15 protein-coding genes are annotated in these 14,884 nt (G+C 67.5%); 9 read left to right on the top strand and 6 right to left on the bottom strand.

Annotated features, from left to right (window positions below; translation table 11 throughout):
• Positions 1–92 precede the first annotated feature (92 nt).
• Complete coding sequence (locus tag AC5Y39_RS00245) at positions 93–533, top strand: SRPBCC family protein (protein ID WP_500015704.1); 441 nt, start codon at positions 93–95, stop codon at positions 531–533.
• The gene (locus tag AC5Y39_RS00250) at positions 530–856 is read left to right on the top strand and encodes a carboxymuconolactone decarboxylase family protein (RefSeq protein ID WP_499904602.1); all 327 of its coding nucleotides are present in this window, start codon (positions 530–532) and stop codon (positions 854–856) included. Before AC5Y39_RS00245 ends, AC5Y39_RS00250 begins: the two co-directional genes overlap by 4 nt.
• A 2-nt stretch (positions 857–858) precedes the next feature.
• Here the strand turns inward: AC5Y39_RS00250 and AC5Y39_RS00255 are convergent, their stop codons facing one another.
• Positions 859–1,650, bottom strand: a complete 792-nt coding sequence (locus AC5Y39_RS00255; protein ID WP_500015706.1) for a HugZ family pyridoxamine 5'-phosphate oxidase — start codon at positions 1,648–1,650, stop codon at positions 859–861.
• A gap of 106 nt (positions 1,651–1,756) precedes the next feature.
• On the opposite strand from AC5Y39_RS00255, the gene AC5Y39_RS00260 reads away from it, so the two are divergent.
• Positions 1,757–3,559, top strand: coding sequence for a thiamine pyrophosphate-requiring protein (locus tag AC5Y39_RS00260; protein WP_500015708.1), 1,803 nt, complete (start codon positions 1,757–1,759; stop codon positions 3,557–3,559).
• Complete coding sequence (locus AC5Y39_RS00265; protein WP_500015710.1) at positions 3,556–4,668, top strand: enolase C-terminal domain-like protein; 1,113 nt, start codon at positions 3,556–3,558, stop codon at positions 4,666–4,668. Before AC5Y39_RS00260 ends, AC5Y39_RS00265 begins: the two co-directional genes overlap by 4 nt.
• Here the strand turns inward: AC5Y39_RS00265 and AC5Y39_RS00270 are convergent.
• Positions 4,665–5,240, bottom strand: a complete 576-nt coding sequence (locus AC5Y39_RS00270) for a TetR/AcrR family transcriptional regulator (protein WP_500015712.1) — start codon at positions 5,238–5,240, stop codon at positions 4,665–4,667. The two genes, AC5Y39_RS00265 and AC5Y39_RS00270, sit on opposite strands and share 4 nt — an antisense overlap.
• A gap of 91 nt (positions 5,241–5,331) precedes the next feature.
• Here AC5Y39_RS00270 and AC5Y39_RS00275 point away from each other — a divergent pair, with 91 nt between their 5' ends.
• On the top strand, positions 5,332–6,180 hold the full coding sequence (locus tag AC5Y39_RS00275; RefSeq protein WP_500015714.1) for a SigB/SigF/SigG family RNA polymerase sigma factor: 849 nt from the start codon (positions 5,332–5,334) through the stop codon (positions 6,178–6,180).
• A 5-nt stretch (positions 6,181–6,185) separates the two neighbouring features.
• Here AC5Y39_RS00275 and AC5Y39_RS00280 read toward each other — a convergent pair whose 3' ends face one another.
• From AC5Y39_RS00280 to AC5Y39_RS00295, 4 genes are all read right to left on the bottom strand, one after another.
• A complete protein-coding gene (locus AC5Y39_RS00280; RefSeq protein ID WP_500015716.1) occupies positions 6,186–6,932 on the bottom strand; it encodes a nitroreductase family protein in 747 nt (248 codons plus the stop codon).
• 176 nt (positions 6,933–7,108) lie between these two features.
• Complete coding sequence (locus tag AC5Y39_RS00285; RefSeq protein ID WP_500015718.1) at positions 7,109–8,899, bottom strand: glycoside hydrolase family 15 protein; 1,791 nt, start codon at positions 8,897–8,899, stop codon at positions 7,109–7,111.
• Complete coding sequence (locus tag AC5Y39_RS00290) at positions 8,899–9,957, bottom strand: glucose 1-dehydrogenase (RefSeq protein WP_500015720.1); 1,059 nt, start codon at positions 9,955–9,957, stop codon at positions 8,899–8,901. Before AC5Y39_RS00290 ends, AC5Y39_RS00285 begins: the two co-directional genes overlap by 1 nt.
• A complete protein-coding gene (locus tag AC5Y39_RS00295; RefSeq protein ID WP_500015722.1) occupies positions 9,915–12,908 on the bottom strand; it encodes an FAD-binding and (Fe-S)-binding domain-containing protein in 2,994 nt (997 codons plus the stop codon). Before AC5Y39_RS00295 ends, AC5Y39_RS00290 begins: the two co-directional genes overlap by 43 nt.
• A 198-nt stretch (positions 12,909–13,106) precedes the next feature.
• On the opposite strand from AC5Y39_RS00295, the gene AC5Y39_RS00300 reads away from it, so the two are divergent.
• The 4 genes from AC5Y39_RS00300 to AC5Y39_RS00315 are packed head-to-tail and all read left to right on the top strand — an operon-like array spanning position 13,107 to position 14,881.
• Positions 13,107–13,319 (top strand): DUF3072 domain-containing protein, encoded by a 213-nt coding sequence (locus AC5Y39_RS00300; protein WP_500015724.1) that lies wholly within the window; start codon positions 13,107–13,109, stop codon positions 13,317–13,319.
• Complete coding sequence (locus AC5Y39_RS00305; protein WP_500015726.1) at positions 13,319–13,570, top strand: hypothetical protein; 252 nt, start codon at positions 13,319–13,321, stop codon at positions 13,568–13,570. The genes AC5Y39_RS00300 and AC5Y39_RS00305 overlap by 1 nt, the downstream gene beginning before the upstream one ends.
• A gap of 47 nt (positions 13,571–13,617) precedes the next feature.
• Positions 13,618–14,064, top strand: coding sequence for a type II toxin-antitoxin system Rv0910 family toxin (locus tag AC5Y39_RS00310; protein ID WP_500015728.1), 447 nt, complete (start codon positions 13,618–13,620; stop codon positions 14,062–14,064).
• A 16-nt stretch (positions 14,065–14,080) separates the two neighbouring features.
• A complete protein-coding gene (locus tag AC5Y39_RS00315) occupies positions 14,081–14,881 on the top strand; it encodes a lysophospholipid acyltransferase family protein (protein ID WP_500015730.1) in 801 nt (266 codons plus the stop codon).
• Positions 14,882–14,884 lie beyond the last annotated feature (3 nt).

Raw genomic sequence — 14,884 nt, forward strand, 5'->3', positions numbered from 1 at the left:
CTGTACTGGCACGCTACCGCAGATCAGCGGCCATGGCGGCCAGTTGACCACCGTCGCACGCTGCGGCAGACCGAAGATCGAGGAGGCTCCTCATGGTCCAGCTCCACGTGCAGCGCACGATCGCGGCGCCGCCACAGGAGGTCTTCGACTGGCTGGCCGATCCAGCCAATCTGACCGCCGCTCCGCTGGCTTTGACAGCTGGCTATACGAACGACTCGCCGGCGCCCGGCGTAGGAGCTCTGCGCGAGGTGACTGGGCTGGGCCTGTGGTTTCGCGAGCGGATCACCGGCTACGACCCGCCGCACAGCTACTCGTATCTGATCCTGCGTGCGTTTCCGCCCATTGCCCACGACGGCGGAACACTGACGCTGACGCCCGTGCAAGACGGAACACGCGTCGACTGGAGGAGCAGCTACACCCACCCGGTGCACGGCGGCGGCAAATTGATGGAGGCGGTCAGCTCGCGACTGCTGCGGTCGAGCTTCGCCGCGATACTGGCGGCGTGCGCGAAGGCATTGGAAAGGCAGCGATGACGAACTATCCGGAGTCGCCGCGTGAGGCCGCGCGGCGGTTCACTCCCCAGCTCACCGAGTTGATCAACGATCCGCTGTACTCGGACGTCTGGACTGACGAACGCCTCAGCCCGCGCGACCGCAGCATCGCGACGCTGGCCGCGCTGACGGCGCTCTACCGCCCCGACGAACTGCCCGCGCATCTGCGCCGCGCCGTCGACAACGGTCTGACGCACGACGAGATCTCAGCGCTGATCACCCATGTCGCGTTCTACGGTGGTTTCCCGGCCGCGATCTCGGCGTCGATCATCGCCGCCGATACCCTGTTGGGCGACGAGGGCTGACGTCACAACGACCGGCGGACCAATTCGATTGTGGCCGAACGCAATTGCTCGACCGAAGCGATAGCTGACGCGAACCCGACTCGCGTATAGGCCCTTCCGCGGGGCGTGGTGACTCTCAGGTCGAGCCCGTAGCGGTCGACGCCGGTGCAGGTGGCGGACTGCGCGTCGGGATATCCGCCGAGCACCCGTGCCATCGAGGTCAGCGAGTCGGCGTGGTCGGCGTTGAGGTGTTCGATCGCCGCCGCGGCCAGTGGCTTCACCGGATCCGGCGCTGCGGCCAGGTACTCCGCACCCGTCGTCGAATCCATCCGGCCGTAGCCTCCCACCCAGCGCACCCGCTGCACGCGCAGCACCCACAGTGAGAAGTCGCTGTAGTCGATGTAGTACTTGGCCGCGGGCACCGCAGCGAGATGGGCGCTGCGGGCCGCATCGAGTTCGTCGCCAACCGGCCGTTCAGCTCTGCCCGCCAACGTGATTCGGGCATTGGCCAGTGGGTCGGTGTCTGCGCTGGGGGCGACGATCGACAGGCTCGCGCGGGGATCGTGGTCGAGGTTGCGGCCGTGCTCGGCCATCCGCGACACGCACAACACCGGCGCGCCGTGCAACAGACCGTAGGTGACCAGCGACGCCCACGGATCACCGCCCGTGGTCAGCGTGGCCAAGGTGGCGGTGTTGGTGGACCCCGCGATGGTGCGGGCTTCCTCGGCAGCCGACGGTCGGCGGGGATTGACGACCGGCGCCAGGGGCGGCGGCACCGAGGGCGCGTCGCCCGGATCGCCGTGATCGCGCGTCACGTCGGCACGATACCCCGGCCACAGCGGCCTCAGCTTTCTGTCTACGCCGAGCAGCTGCCGGGTAACACCTTCCTCGAGCTGACGTCAATCGAGAAGAGGTGTCCCGATGTCATCGACCACGGTGGCCGACTTCGTGCTGGAACGACTCCGCGACTGGGGAGTCGAGAAAGTCTTCGCGTACGCGGGCGATGGCATCAACGGCCTGCTCGGCGCCTGGGGTCGCGCCGACAACAACCCGAAGTTCATCCAGGCTCGCCACGAAGAGATGTGTGCGTTCGAGGCGGTGGGCTATGCGAAATTCAGCGGCCGCATCGGTGTCTGCGCGGCGACGTCGGGGCCGGGCGCGATCCACCTGCTCAACGGGCTCTACGACGCGAAGCTAGACCGCGTTCCGGTGCTCGCGATCGTCGGGCAGACCAACCGCAGCGCCATGGGCGGCTCATACCAGCAAGAGGTCGACCTGATGAGCCTGTTCAAAGACGTCGCCAGCGACTACATCCAGACGGTGACGGTGCCCGAGCAGCTGCCCAACGTGCTCGACCGCGCGATCCGCACCGCGTTGACCCGGCGCGCGCCGACGGCCGTCATCATCCCCGCCGACGTGCAAGAGCTCGACTACTCGCCGCCGTCACACGCGTTCAAGATGGTGCCGTCGAGCGTGGGCTTCGAATGGCCGGTCGTCACACCAGACCCCGACGGTGTGCGCCGGGCCGCGGAGGTGCTCAACGCCGGCAACCGGGTGGCGATGTTGATCGGCTGCGGTGCGCGAGGTGCCGCGGCCGAGGTCACCGAGGTTGCCGACATGCTCGGCGCCGGCGTCGCGAAAGCCCTTCTCGGAAAAGACGTTCTGTCCGACGAGTTGCCGTGGGTGACCGGCTCGATCGGCCTGCTGGGCACCCGGCCGAGCTACGAAATGATGCGCGACTGCGACACGCTGTTGACGGTCGGGTCCAGCTTCCCCTACACCCAGTTCCTGCCCGGCTTCGACCAGGCCCGTGGCGTCCAGATCGACATCGATCCGGCGCTGATCGGGATGCGCTACCCCAACGAGGTCAACCTCGTCGGCGACGCCGCCGCAACGCTGCGGCAGCTGCTGCCGCTGCTGCAGCGCAAAGAAGACCGGTCGTGGCGCGAGAAGATCGAAGACAACGTCGCCCGGTGGTGGGAGACCATGGCGATGGAGGCCCGCGTCAAAGCCGACCCGATCAACCCGATGCTGCTGTTCGCGGAGCTGTCGAAGCGCTTGCCGCCCAACGCGATTGTCACCGCGGACTCGGGGTCGTCGGCCAATTGGTATGCCCGGCAGCTGAAGTTCCGCGACGGCGTGCGCGGATCGCTGTCCGGCACGCTGGCCACGATGGGTCCCGGCGTGCCGTACGGCATCGGCGCGAAGTTCGCCCACCCCGACCGGCCGGCGATCGTGTTCGCGGGCGACGGCGCGATGCAGATGAACGGCATGGCCGAGCTCATCACGATCGCCCACTACTACAAGGAGTGGTCCGACCCGCGGATCATCGTCGCCGTGCTGCACAACAACGACCTGAACCAGGTGACCTGGGAGATGCGGGCAATGGGTGGATCGCCGAAATTCCCTGAGTCGCAGACACTTCCGGACGTGGATTACGCCGCGTTCGCGGCCAGCCTGGGCTTCGGATCGGTGACGGTGACCGCGCCCGACCAGATCGCGCCGGCATGGGACCAGGCGTTGGCGGCCGACCGGCCCACCGTGCTCGACGTGCACTGCGATCCCGACATCCCGCCGGTGCCGCCGCACGCGACCTTCGAGCAGATGAAAGACGCCGCGACGGCTGTGCTGAAGGGTGACGAGAACGCGTTCGGGATCCTCAAGGAGGGCATCAAGGTCAAGGCGCAGGAGTTCCTACCCCACCGCGACACCGCGAAGCAATGAGCGCGGTTGCGGCCGAGACCGCAGTCCGCGCGGTGGACGCCGCGGCGTACACGATCCCGACGGATGCGCCCGAGGCCGACGGCACGTTCACGTGGACGTCGACCACGCTGGTGCTCGTGACGGTCCACGCGGCCCGCCAGGTGGGTGTCGGATGGACATACGGGCCCGCGGTCTGCGCCAACTTCGTGCGCGACGAACTCGCCGGCGTTGTGTGCGGACACGACGCGCTCGACGTCGGCGGCGCCTTCGACGCGATGGTGAAGTCAGTGCGCAATGCCGGCCGGCCCGGCGTGGCCGGGTATGCGATTTCGGCTGTCGACGTTGCGCTGTGGGACCTCAAGGCCCGCCTGCTCGGCCTGCCGCTGCACCGACTCCTCGGCGCTGTGCGTGCCGACGTCGCGATCTACGGCAGCGGCGGCTTCACCAGCTACGACGACACCCGCCTCACCGAGCAGCTCAGCGGTTGGGTGCACCAGCGGCAGATACCACGCGTCAAGATCAAGATCGCCGAGTCGTGGGGTCGTGACACGGCTCGCGATCTTCGTCGAATGACCTTGGCGCGCAGGGTCATCGGTGGTGCTGAACTGTTCGTCGACGCCAACGGCGGCTACACCGGCAAGCAGGCGGTGCGCGTCATGGGGGAGGCCTCCGGGCTCGGCGTCACATGGTTCGAGGAGCCGGTGTCATCCGACGACCTCGCAGGCTTGCGCGCGGTGCGTGCCGCCGTGGACGCCGACGTCGCGGCGGGGGAATACGGCAGCGATCTCACGTATTTCCGGCGCATGTGCGCCGCCGAGGCAGTCGACTGCCTGCAAGTCGACGCGTCCCGGTGCGGGGGCATCAGCGAATGGCTGCGTGCGGCCGCCGTGGCAGCCGCGCACGGGCTGGAGGTGTCCGGGCACTGCGCGCCGCATCTGCACGTGCATGCGGCGGCTGCGACGCCGAATCTGCGTCACCTCGAGTGGTTCCACGACCACGTGCGGATCGAGTCGCTGGCGTTCGACGGGACGCTGGATCCAACCGGCGGAACGGTCGAGCCGAAGTCGGCGGAGATCGGCCACGGCCTCAGCGTGCGCCGCGCCGACCTAGAGCGGTACCGGCAGGCCTAGCGCCGGTAGGCGTCGATCAGCCAGACCGCCATGGTCCTGGCGCGCCGGGCGGCCTCCAAGTCGCCTTCGGCGGCCGCGACGATGCTGCCTTTCATCAAGACGTTGAACGACAACGAGAACTCGTCGGGGTCGCGCAGGCCCGCGCGTTGCGCACGCTCTCGCACGATCATGCGGATGTTGTCGAGGTGCGCGATGCAGGCTTGCCCGATCGGCCCCTCGGCGCCCATCTCCATCAAGACTTTGACGAACGAGCACGCCTCGTAGTCCGTGCGCTGGTGAAACCAGTCGTGGAACACGTCGAAGATCGCCAGCAGTTGGCCCTCGGGATCGTCGGCGCGTTGCGCCGACTGCCGGTCGACGATGTCGACTGTCCACTGCTGTTCGCGTTCTTTCAGGAACGCCAGCACCAGCTCGTCCTTCGACGGGAAATGCCGGTACAGGGTGGTCTTGGCGACGTTGGCCTTTTCCACCACTTCGTCGACTCCGACGTCGCGGATGCCGCGCCGGGTGAACAGCTCGTACGCGGTCGCGATGATCCGCTCACGCGCGTCGGCTGACTGGGTGACGCTCATCAGCGAATCCTCTCTCAGGTTTGTCCCGGATCGGTACGGGTAGTCTACGCTACAGACAGGTCTGTAGCGCTGGGAAGGGGGCTACTTCTCGATGGATGTTTCCGTCGACCAGGACCGCACTCGCACGACACGGTCGCCGCGACCGCAATCAACCGACGAGGACTACTCCCACGTGGAGGCGATGCTCGAGGAATTGGCCGACATCCCCCGCGAAAGCGCCCAATTCGAACGCCAGCGCAACGACGTGATCACCACGTGTCTGCCGCTGGCCGACCACATCGCCTACCGATTCGTCGGCCGCGGCGAACCGGGCGACGACCTCCTGCAGGTGGCCCGGCTTGGGCTGGTCAAGGCGGTGGACCGCTTCGATCCCGGCCGCGGCCGGTTCCTGGCCTACGCGGTGCCGACGATCTTCGGCGAGGTCCGCAGGTATTTCCGCGACAACACGTGGGGCATGCGGGTGCCACGCAAGCTCAAAGACACCCATTTGCGCGTGCGTGCGGCTATCGACCCGATGTCGCAGCGGCTCGGCCGCGCGCCGACAGCCACCGAACTGGCCGGCGAACTCGGCATCGACTCCGACGAGGTGTCGCAGTCGCTGGACGCTGCATACGCGTACCGGCCGCTGTCTTTGGACGCCGCGCTGCCCGGCAGCCACACGGGTGATGCCACGACGATGTCGCTGCACGGTATCGAGGATCCGCACTACGGCATCGTCGAAGACTGCGTCGCGGTCGCCGGCCTGCTCACCCAAGTGTCAGAGCAGGAGCGCGAGATTCTGCGAATGCGGTTCTGCGACTGCATGACTCAGACCCAGATTGCTCAGCGGCTGGGCAAGTCACAGGTGCACGTGTCGCGGCTGCTGGCAAGCACACTCGATCGGCTGCGCCGCAGAGTGTGGGCGGAGATGGCCGCGCCTGCGACCGCGGGCGTGGGCTGATTGCCCTAGCGGATGCCGCTGTCCCAGCTCGTCGTCTCCGCGACCGACAGGCGCTCGATTTCCGGCAGCGGATCGCTGTCGGGCAACCCCGGACCCACCCGGATCAACGCTTGCGGATAACGCTCACCGTCGAACACCTCACACGCGAGCGCCAGACGATCTCGGGTTGGCCTGAGTGGGTCGGTGAGCGGGCAACTGGAAAGGCCCAATGCCGTGGCGGACAACAGCAGCCGACTCAGCGCCTCGCCCGCCTGCAGCCGCGCCAGATCGTCGTCGGCATCGGTTCCAAGCACGAGCAGCACACCGTCGTCCTCATGCGCCGGGTCTACGCTGCCGGCTGTCCCGCCGTATCGCAGCGCCACGCTGTCCCGGCGGAACCATCTCACGCGGGGGACGACGCCCAGCGTGACCTGGCGGCGCGCCGCTCGGACATAGAGCAGTTCCAGCGTGCCGGACGGAAGCGGGCCCGCACCATACCGCCGGCGGTCGGCGCGGCGGCGTGCGATCACGTTGGCCAACTCCCTGGTGGGTTCGGGGGTCGGCGTCTCGATGATCTCCATGAGGGCCAGATGATCGCGGTCGGAGACGTCGGGGAAGCGCCGCAGGCGGGTGTGCCAGCCGTGTGCCGCGAACGCCACGACGCAGTGGTCCAGCACAGCGCCGCAGCTCAGCAGGACGTCCCGCCGGTCGGAGTCGGCATCGCCGAGTTGGCGACTGCGGTCGGCGTACAGGTGCACACCTTCGCGGCTCACCCGCCAATGCCACGGCTGAGAATTCTGAACTGAAGGCGCTCGCGCAGCCATGTCCAACGCACTCTCGAGCGTGGCTGTATCGGGAAACGCTGCCACTCGTCGCGACCTCCCCCGCGCAGTTCGGCTTCACCTCGTCATCACCAGTGTCGCCGACGTCGTTTCCGGGACTGCTGGGATCAGTCAGAATCGGTCTCCGCCGACGTCCCGGTGAGCTGGCGTGCGGTGTTGACCAATCCGACCATGGAGAAGGCCTGCGGGGTGTTGCCGACCTGCCGGCCCGACCCGGTGTCGTATTCCTCGCTGAGCAGTCCGACGTCGTTGCGCAGTCTTAGCAGCCGCTCGAACAACCGATGGGCTTCGTCGCGGCGGCCGATGCCGTGCAGCGCGTCGGCGAGCCAGAACGTGCACGCCAGAAACGCGCCCTCATGGCCCGGTAGGCCGTCGACCCCGCCGTCGGCATCGGGCCGGTAGCGCAAAAGGAAGCCGTCACTGGACAATTCGCGCTGCACCGCCTTGACGGTGCCGAGCATTCTCGGATCGGTCCACGGCAGGAAGCCCACGCGCGGCAGCAGCAACAACGCGGCATCCAGCCCGCGCGAGCCGTAGAACTGGGTGAACGTCTCGCGGTCGGAGTCGTAGCCTTTGGCGCAGACGTCCGCGTGGATTTCGTCGCGTAGCGCGCGCCACTTGTCCACCGGCCCGTCGAGCCCCTGGCACTCAACGGTGTGCACAGCGCGGTCGACGCCCGCCCATACCATCACCTTGGAGTGCACGAAATGCCGCCGCGGACCGCGGACCTCCCAGAGACTGGAATCTGGCTCCTGCCAATTACTTTCGAGGAAGTCCAAAAGCGCACATTGGACGTCCCATGCCGTCTCCTCGGCCGACAGTCCAGTGTCGCGGGCGAAGTGAAGGCCGTCCAGCACCTCACCCCACACGTCCAGCTGGAACTGCGCTGCCGCGGCATTGCCCACCCGCACCGGCCGGGAGCCTTCGTAGCCGGACAGCCAGTCGAGCGTGAGCTCAGGCAGCCGGCGCGCGCCGTCGAGGCCGTACATGATCTGCAGCTTGGACGGGTCGCCGGCCACAGCTCGCACCAGCCAGTCGCGCCAGGCCTTGGCCTCGTCGACGTAACCGGTGCCCAGCAGCGCCTGCAACGTGAACGACGCGTCGCGCAACCAGCAATATCGGTAGTCCCAATTGCGAACGCCGCCAATGTCTTCGGGCAGCGACGTGGTGGCCGCGGCGGTGATGCCGCCGGTGGGATGGTAGGTCAGCGCCTTCAGCGTGATCAGCGCGCGCCGCACCGCCGATTCCCACGGGCCGCGGTAGGTGCAGTGGCTGATCCAGTCGTGCCAATAGTCCTCGGTGTCGGTCAGCGACTGCTCGCCCTCGGCCCGCGCTTTCCAGGGTTGGTAGGACGGCACATAGGTGAGCACGAACGGGATCCGCTGCCCGGCGCTCACGTCGAACTCGGCGACGGTGGCCATGTCGCGGCCGTGCACCGGCACCGGCGTGCGCAGACACACCGCATCCGGTCCGGCGACGGCGGTCAGTCCGGCGTCGTCGTGGCGCACCCACGGCACGATGTGGCCGTAGTCGAAGCGGATCACCAGCCGCATGGTCATGCGCACCGTGCCCGTCAGCCCTTCGACGATCCGAACCACGTCGGGGGCGTCGCCACGCGGCGGCATGAAGTCGGTGACCCGCACCGACCCGCTGTCGGTGTCCCATTCGGTGTCCAAGATCAACGTGTCGTCGCGGTAGCCGCGCCGGGTCGCCGCTGCGCACCCGGCCGGCGCGAGCCGCCAGTGTCCGGCCGACTCGTCGTGCAGCAGCGCCGCGAAGCATGCCCCGGAGTCGAACCGCGGCAGACACAGCCAGTCGATGCTGCCATCGCGGCCGACCATCGCGGCCGTGTGCAGGTCACCGATCAGCGCGTAGTCCTCGATGCGGCTTGGTGCCATCAGTTACGCCCGTCGAGGTCGATCACCACTTTGACGTCGCCGTCTCGCTTCTCGAACGCCTCGGTGGCGCGCTCCAGCGGCACCCTGCGGGTGATCAGCCGCGCCAGCCACCCGGTGTCCGCGCGCGCCAGCACGTCGGCGGCCTGCTGGTAGTGACGCAGGTTCGCGTTGACCGATCCGACCACGACGTCGTTTTCCAGCACGATCTCCCGGTTCACCGCGCCGGCGTCCAGGCTGAGCTTCCGGCCGGTCGGCGACACCCCGGTCAGGCAGGTGATGCCGTAGGTGTCGGTGTGCTGCAGGGCGCTGAACACCAGGTTCGCGACGCCGGTTGCCTCGATCACGACATCGGGCTGCAGACGCTTGGCGACGGAGTCGACGTCGTCGTGGTGGTAGGTCGCGCCCAGCGATTTCACGAGTTCGGGCTTGGGCCCGCTGGTGACCTGGTCCAGCACGTGGGTGTCCAGTCCGCGCTGCGTGCCGATCAGCGCGGCCAGCAAGCCGATAGGGCCGGCGCCGGTGACCAGCACCCGGTGCGGCTCGAACCAACTGCGCTGCCCGGTCGCGTCGACCTGCTCCCACGCCTTGGCCACCACCGAGGTGGGCTCCATCAGCATGCCGACGTCATGCAGCGCCGGGTTCAGCCGCACGGCGTAGTCCTGTTCGACGGTCCACTGCTGGCTGCCGTAGCCGTGCAATTCCTTGATGCCGCGTTCGCGGTATCGGCCGTTGCGGCACATGTCGAATTCCCCGTGCGCGCAGGCACCGCACGGCACCGGGTCCGGGCGGCGGACCACGCCGACCACCACGTCGCCTTCGCTGAAGTCGCTGTCCGGAGGTGCTTGCCGAACCCGGCCCAATGACTCGTGGCCGAGCACCAACCACGGCGTGTCCGCCGGCGCCCAGCCGTACTCGCCGGCGACGATCTCCTTGTCGGTGCCGCACACGCCGACCGCGATGCCATCGACCAGCAACTCGCCCTCACCCGGCTCTGGGTCGGGCACGTCGGCGACCTTCAGCGTTCCACTGTGGCCCGGCTCGACAGTGATGGCTCGCATGCCTGTTCCTTTCCGTCGGCGAGTAGTTCGGCCAGGTGCAGTCCCTCGCGGCCACCAGCCAGCTCGGCAATCTGTGTGCGGCAACTGAACCCGTCGGCCAGTACCACGGTGTCTTCAGAGGCGCGTCGGATCTCGGGAAGCAGCACCCGTTCAGCGCATGCCTTGCTCACCTCGAGATGGCCGCGTTCGAAGCCGAAATTGCCTGCCAATCCGCAGCATCCGGAGTCCAGGCGGTGCACATCCACGCCGGCGGCCTGCAACAGTTCCTCGTCGGCCTGCCAGCCGAGCACCGCGTGCTGGTGGCAGTGCACCTGCGCCAGCGCGTCGACGTGGCGGGTGGGCGGGCAGTAGCCGGGCGAATGGCGGGTGAGCAGTTCGGCCAGCGTGACGGTCTGGTCGCGCAGCCGCAGCACGTCGTGGTCGTCGGGAAACAGCTCGGCGGCGTCCGCGCGAAACACTGTGGTGCAGCTGGGTTCCAGTCCCACCACCAGCCCGCCGGCCCGCACGTGCGGCGCGAGTGCGCGCACCGTACGCGACAGGACCTTCTTCGCGGTGGTGAGCTGTCCGGTGGACACCCAGGTCAGCCCACAGCACAACGCCTTCGGCGGCAGGGTTACCGACCAGCCGGCGTCTTCGAGCACGGCAACAGCGGCCTGGCCGATGTGCGGATGAAAGCAGTCCGTGAAAGTGTCCGGCCACAGCATGACGGTTCCGCGCTCACCCGAACCGCGCGGCGTATGCAACCGAAACCATTGCCGCAGTGTCTGATTGGCGAACCGGGGGATGTCACGGTCCTCGATCCCGGCAGCGGCCACGACCGCCCGGCGCAGTCTCGGCGAGGTAGCGGCCGCGTTGAGCAGCGGACCCAGCCGCGCGGCGGTCACCATGCGGGCCGCGACCGGCAGCCAGCCCATCGTCAGGTCGGAGCGCGGCCGGCGCCATTGCCGACCGGCATAGTGGTGCGCCAGGAACTCCGCCTTATAGGTGGCCATGTCGACGTTGGCGGGGCAATCGGTCTTGCATCCCTTGCAGGCCAAGCACAAGTCGAGCGCGTCCTTGACCTCCAGCGAGCGCCACCCCTCGCCGCGGATCGGGCTGTCGCCGTGGCCGTCCAGCATCTCGAACAGCAGCCGGGCCCGGCCTCGCGTGGTGTAGTGCTCTTCGCGGGTCACCTGGTAGGAGGGGCACATCACCTGACCGCCATCGGTGGAATGCTGGCGGCACTTGCCGACCCCGACGCAGCGGTTGACCGCGTGCACAAACGAGCCTTCGTCGTGCGGATAACGGAAGTGCAGGTCCGCGGGAGCCTCTGGGGCCCAATCGGATCCGAGCCGCAGGTTTTGGTCGAGGCGCCTGGGGAAGACCACCTTTCCGGGGTTCATCTTGTTGAACGGGTCGAAGATGCCCTTGAGCAATTCGAACGCGTCCATCAGCCGCGGGCCGAACATTCTGGGCAACAGCTCGCCCCGAGTCTGCCCGTCGCCGTGCTCACCGGACAGTGAGCCGCCGAACTCGCCCACCAAATCGGCGGCGCGTTGCAGGAATCGGCGGTAGGTGGCCACCCCGTCGGCGGTGAACAGGTCGAACGGAATCCGGGTGTGCACGCAGCCCTGGCCGAAGTGTCCGTAGAGGCTGGGTCCGGTGTCGCTCTCGTAACCGAACTCGGCGAAAAGCTGGGTCAACCGCCGCAGATATTCGCCCAGCTTCTCGGGCGCGACCGCTGAATCTTCCCATCCCTCAAATGTTTCCGGCCGACCAGGGACATGCGCGGTCGCGGCCAGTCCGGCCTCGCGCACGTGCCACAGTTCCTCTTCGCGATCGGGGTCGTCCAGGAATGCGACGGTGGGGTCGTGGTCGCCGCCTTCCAGTGCCTCGAGCAGCCGGTGAGCCCGCTGGTCGACGTGCTCTTTGTCGTGACCGCCGAATTGCACCATCAAAAACGCCGGTCCTTTGGGCAGCTTCTTGCACGCCTCTGGGTTGAGGTGCTTGAGCTGTTCGTCGCGAATCAGCTTGGAATCCAAGCCTTCCAGCGCGATCGGCTCGTGCGGCAGCACAGCCAGTACCGCGTCGCCGGCCTTGTCGATGCTCGGATAACCCAGCACCACCAACGTGCGCTCCGGCAGCACGTCGACCAACTTCAGCTCCGCTCGCAACACCGTGACCAACGTCGACTCACTGCCCACCAACAGTCCGGCAACGTCGAAGCCGTGCTCGGGCAGCAGCGAGTCCAGGTTGTAGCCGGACACCCGCCGGGGGATGTGCGGAAAGCCGTCGCGGATGTCGTCGGCGTACCCGTCGCGCAGTCGGCGCAGTTGGCGGTAGATCGCCGCACGCAGATCGCCCCGCGCCTCGATGCGGGCGTACTCATCGTCGGTGGTCGGTCCGCACCAGAACCGGGTGCCGTCGTAGCACAGAACCTCCAGGCCTGCGATGTTGTCGACGACCTTGCCGGTGCGCTGTGCGGTTGCGCCGCACGAGTTGTTGCCGATCATCCCGCCCAGCGTGCAGTTCATATGGGTGGCCGGTTCCGGCCCGAATCGCAGTCCGGTCCTTGCCAATTGGCGGTTGAGATCGTCGAGCACGATGCCGGGCTGTACCACGCAGCGACGGGCGTCGGCGTCGACGGACTCGAGCTTGTTGCAGTACTTGGACCAGTCGATCACCACGGCGGTGTTGGTGCACTGGCCAGCCAGGCTGGTGCCGCCGCCACGAGAGAGTACGGGAGCGCCGCACTGGCGAGCGACGGCTACAGCGGCGGCTGCCGCCTCGGGCGTGTGCGGGATCACGACACCGATAGGCACTTGGCGGAAGTTCGACGCGTCGGTCGAATAGGCGGCCCGGCTCGCGTCGTCGAAGCGCACCTCGCCGTCGACGCGTTCGCGCAGCATGGTTTCCAGTCGTTGGGCTGTCACCGCGAAGTACTTCCCCAGTTTTCGACGGTTATCCAGCATGCCGGCCGGGTAAGCAGCATCGCGAACCCGTGGGCGGCAGGACACCGTATGGACCGGGGGACCGCAGACTATGCGGCAGATGCGCTGGGCCAACGCCATGCTCAAAGAACTGTCACCACAAGTACTGACCAGCTGACGCATACCAAACAGAACTGGCGGGCATCCCTACCCCCGGACACTGACAGAAGGGTGTGGGTAATGACCGAGAATGCCGACAGGGCGCCCGCGGAGAATCCGGAGAAGGATCCGGCGGACTGGGTGACCGGCGACGAACCGATGACCGGAGCGCAGCGCAGCTACCTCAACACGCTGGCGCGGGAGGCCGGAGAGCAGGTGCCCGACGACCTCACCAAGGCACAGGCGTCTGACCTCATCGACCAGCTGCAGCAGCGAACAGGACGGGGCAAGTGATGACGATTTCGGTCGACGACGTACGCAAGCTGCTCGACGCCGAGCAGCCCGACGCGGCGCTGGTGCTCATCGAAGGCCGCACCGAAGTGCTGGGCCGAGAGCAGCGCGACTCCGAGCAGTACCGGGGCGCGCTGGAGGTCATCTCGCGCGACGACCTGCTCAAACGCACCGGTGGGCGCGACCTGTCGGAGCGAGAACTCGCCGAGCAGGCGGAAAACCTCGACGTGGCGGTCCGCGAGCTCGGCGGTTAAGAGCAGCGACTCGCTGGGTACCGGGACAACAGCGAAGGGAGCTTGCGATGGCGAAAGTTGACGTGTCGGTGGCCGCCGACATGACCCCCCAACAGGCGTGGGAGTTGGCGTCGGACCTCAACCGCTTCGACGAGTGGCTGACCATCTTCGGCGGCTGGCGAAGCCAAGTGCCGGACACCATCGAAGAAGGCACCGAGGTGTCGTCGTGCATCAAGGTCAAGGGCTTTCGCAACACCATCCACTGGAAGGTCACCCAGTACAACCCGCCGTCGTGCATCGAGATGAAAGGCCACGGGTTCGGCGGCGTGCGGATCGCGCTGACGTTAACCATCGCCGAGCATCGCCGCGGCTCGGAATTCCACCTGTGCGCCGACCTGTGCGGCGGCGTGCTATCCGGGCCGGTGGGCTCACTAGTGGCGCGCGTACTGAAGGGCGACGTGCGCAAGTCGGTGGAGAACCTGTCGCGGTTGCAGGCATCGACGGCCAGTCGCTGAACCACGGCACGCTGTCGTGGACATTCCCGAGGAGTTACGGGGCCGCGACCCCGAGTTCATCCGCAACGTGCTGCCCACGCTCTGGCTTGCGGCGACCGTCTGGTTTCGCGCCGAAGTGGACGGCTTCGAGAATGTGCCCGACGAGCCGGTGCTGTTCGTCGGCAACCACAGCGGCGGCGGTGCCACCCCCGACACCTTCGTCTTCCTGCTCGCCTACAACACCTACTTCACGGTCGAGGGCCGGCCGCTGTACGCGCTCGCACACGACACGATCACCAAGGCGCCCGGGATCGGCCCGCTGACACGCAAGCTCGGTGTCGTCCCGGCCGACAACTCGTGTGCGGAGAAGATCTTCTCCAGCGGCGGTTGCGCGCTGGTCTACCCGGGCGGTGACGTCGAGGCGCTGCGGCCGTGGCGTGATCGGCACAAGATCGTGTTCTCCGGCCGTAAGGGCTTCTTGCGGCTGGCCCACCAGAACGACGTCAAGATCGTGCCGGTGGTGGCCACCGGTGGACACGACACGCTGTTCGTGCTCAACGACGGCCGGCGCACCGCGAAAGCTCTGCGGCTGGACAAGCTGCTGCGGGTCAAAAGCCTGCCGCTGACATTCAGCATGCCGTGGGGGTTGTCGCCGCTGCCGCTGCCGCACTTTCCGTTTCCCGCGAAGATCCGGATGCAGGTCCTCGAACCGATAGACGTGCGCGACCGTTTCGGCCAGCAGCCCGACTGGGACCTCGCCTACGACTACGTCACCAGCGTGATGCAAGTCGGATTGTCAAAGCTGGCAAGCAAAACCGTCGTCCCGATGATCAGGTGAGGC

This window comes from Mycobacterium sp. NGS39, from assembly GCF_059812765.1.